Origin of the sequence: Sphingomonas sp. (assembly GCF_048594985.1) — a bacterium.
Classification (GTDB): domain Bacteria; phylum Pseudomonadota; class Alphaproteobacteria; order Sphingomonadales; family Sphingomonadaceae; genus Sphingomonas_I.
Map to the genome: position 1 here is coordinate 1 of NZ_JBMDXG010000272.1, position 2,734 is coordinate 2,734.

Genomic DNA, 2,734 nt, shown 5'->3' on the forward strand with positions numbered 1-2,734 from the left:
CCCCCCGGTTTTGTGGTGGGTGCTGGTGGCTTTGTACCGCAGGCGCCGGAGCTTGGTGTCGGGCCGGCCCCGCGCCGGCACGTCGGGCAATGCCGATCGCCCGAGCCACAGCGACAGGATCGCGAAGGGTGCGCCCGCCGCGAACAGCCACGGCCAGGAGGCGACGCCGAGCAGCAGCCCGCCCGCCGTCGGCGCCAGCGCGCCGGCCACCGACACGACCACGCTGTTCACGCCGAGCCCGCGCCCGAGCTGGCGTGCCGGATAGATCTGTCGGATCAGCGCCGACATGACCGACAGCGCCGCCGCCGCGCCGATCGCCTGCAATACGCGCACCACCAGCAGAAAGGGCAGGCTGTTGGCGAAGAAGCAGAGGATGGTGGCGACGGTGAACAGCGCCTGCCCAGCCTGATACATCCGCTTGAGCCCGATCAGGTCGCCCAGCGCGGAAAACGGCAGCAGCAGCATCACGAGCGTGAGTTGGTAGACGGTCACCACCAGCACCGCCGACGACGAATCCACGTCGAGGTCGCGGGCGATGGTCGGCAGCGCGACCGTCGCGATCGCGCCGTCGATCACCGTCAGCAGCGTGCCCAGGCTGATCGCCGCGACCGCCAGATAGCGCCGGGTGCCGGCCAGCCCGTCGCGCGCCGGCGGCGCGTCGCCGGACGCCGCCATACCCCGCCCAAGTTCCTCTTGCTGGACTTGGGCCGCAAGTTCCGTAAACGGCGCCTGCGGATTATCGGAGTTATTGTTCATGGGTTACCGTGTGGTCGTCGCGGGGGCGACCGGCAATGTCGGTCGTGAAATGCTGAACATCCTGGCGGAGCGTGAGTTTCCGGCGGACGAGATTGCCGCGCTGGCTTCGTCCCGTTCGGCCGGCGACGTGATCGATTTCGGCGAGAGCGGCCAGAAGCTGACGGTCAAGAATATCGAGCATTTCGACTGGGCCGGCTGGGACATGGCGCTGTTCGCGATCGGATCCGAAGCGACCAAGAAATATGCGCCGATCGCGGCGGCGGCGGGCTGCACCGTGATCGACAATTCGTCGCTCTACCGCATGGACCCCGACGTGCCGCTGATCGTGCCCGAGGTGAACCCGGAGGCGATCGACGGATACAGGGCGCGCAACATCATCGCCAACCCGAACTGTTCGACCGCGCAGATGGTGGTCGCGCTGAAGCCACTGCACGATGCGGCGCGGATCACCCGTGTCGTCGTTGCGACCTATCAGTCGGTATCCGGCGCGGGCAAGCAGGGCATGGACGAGCTGTTCGAGCAGAGCCGCAACATCTTCGTCGGCGATCCGGCCGAGCCCAAGAAGTTCACCAAGCAGATCGCGTTCAACGTGATCCCGCACATCGACAGCTTCCTCGACGACGGATCGACCAAGGAAGAATGGAAGATGGTGGTCGAGACCAAGAAGATCCTCGACCCCAAGATCAAGGTGACCGCGACCTGCGTGCGCGTGCCCGTGTTCGTCGGCCATTCCGAAGCGCTGAACGTCGAGTTCGCCGAGGAGATCAGCGCGGCCAAGGCGCAGTCGATCCTGCGCGAAGCGCCGGGCGTGATGCTGGTCGACAAGCGCGAGGACGGCGGATACGTCACCCCCGTCGAATGCGTCGGCGACTATGCCACCTTCGTCAGCCGCGTGCGCGAGGACCCGACCGTCGACAGCGGCCTTTCGCTGTGGTGCGTCAGCGACAACCTCCGCAAGGGCGCGGCGCTGAACGCGGTCCAGATCGCCGAACTGCTCGGCCGCCGGCACCTCAAGAAAGCGTGACACGCGCGCGGCGGGCGCTCCAGCGGCCGTCCGCCGCCGTCCGGTGCCGTTCCGGGCGCGGAAGTTTACAAAAGGTGATGCCCGGAACGGGGCGTGACGCCGCTTTTCGCTCGCTCAGGGCCAGAAGCGCGCGCAATGGTCGGCGGTGCTGGGCGGGGTCTGCACCGACAGCATCGGCTGATCCGCGTCCTCATCCGCCTTGTCGCCCAAGCGGTCGAGCATGCGCGGCAGCGCGGCGTGCGCGGCCTGGACCGGATCGGGCATTGCGACGGGCGTGAAGCCGGACAGGTTGCCGTAACGCTTTCGGTCGAAATGGCGCAGCAGGAACATGAGCAGCCGGTCGGACGGGACATATTCCTCCCCGATCACCTCGCCCTTGTGATAGATTTTGCGCGGGCTGCCGTGGATCGCGCGTTCGAACGCGAGCGTGGTCAGGCGATGGCTGGCGAAGACCAAAGCCTCCTCCCACGCGCGGTTGAAGTCGGCGGCGTCGCGCCGCATGCGCAGGCGATAGGCCGATTGCGGCGTGACGTCGGCCGCGCCGCACGCCTCGGTCACGCTCGCGGTCTCCATCAACGTCTGGATGAATACGCGCTGGCGGTCCGCCGTCCAGCCGTCACGGCGGCGGCGCGGGGCAGCGGGCACGAACGGGATCATCGTGGCGGGATCGGCCGGGGCGGCGGGCGCGCCGAATGCGGCGGGATCGATCGGCTTGGTCATCGCGGGGCCCCTTCTTCCCGAACGGAATCGTCGGAGCCCGGCCATGTGACACCAGTTTTCCTACATTGGAAATGAATTTGTTCGATCTCTGTTCTTTTGATGAGAGGCGCGGCAAGAAGGATGCCCGTCGCCCCTGCGCAGGCAGGGGCCTATCTCTCGACCGGGTAGCGATACCGCTGAATTGGGCCCCCGCCCCACACCCCGGCCGGCCCCCGCCGCGATAGAAATGGGTCC

The 2,734-nt window shown here is 67.4% G+C and carries 3 protein-coding genes; 1 reads left to right on the forward strand and 2 read right to left on the reverse strand.

The features are described from left to right. Positions 1-675: MFS transporter (locus tag ACOJSF_RS11020; protein WP_420142247.1), on the reverse strand; the 675-nt coding region annotated here is incomplete at its 3' end. A gap of 79 nt (positions 676-754) precedes the next feature. On the opposite strand from ACOJSF_RS11020, the gene ACOJSF_RS11025 reads away from it, so the two are divergent. Then, the gene (locus tag ACOJSF_RS11025) at positions 755-1,780 is read left to right on the forward strand and encodes an aspartate-semialdehyde dehydrogenase (RefSeq protein ID WP_420142248.1); all 1,026 of its coding nucleotides are present in this window, start codon (positions 755-757) and stop codon (positions 1,778-1,780) included. A gap of 114 nt (positions 1,781-1,894) precedes the next feature. Here the strand turns inward: ACOJSF_RS11025 and ACOJSF_RS11030 are convergent, their stop codons facing one another. After that, positions 1,895-2,500 (reverse strand): hypothetical protein, encoded by a 606-nt coding sequence (locus ACOJSF_RS11030; RefSeq protein WP_420142249.1) that lies wholly within the window; start codon positions 2,498-2,500, stop codon positions 1,895-1,897. Positions 2,501-2,734: the final 234 nt, after the last annotated feature.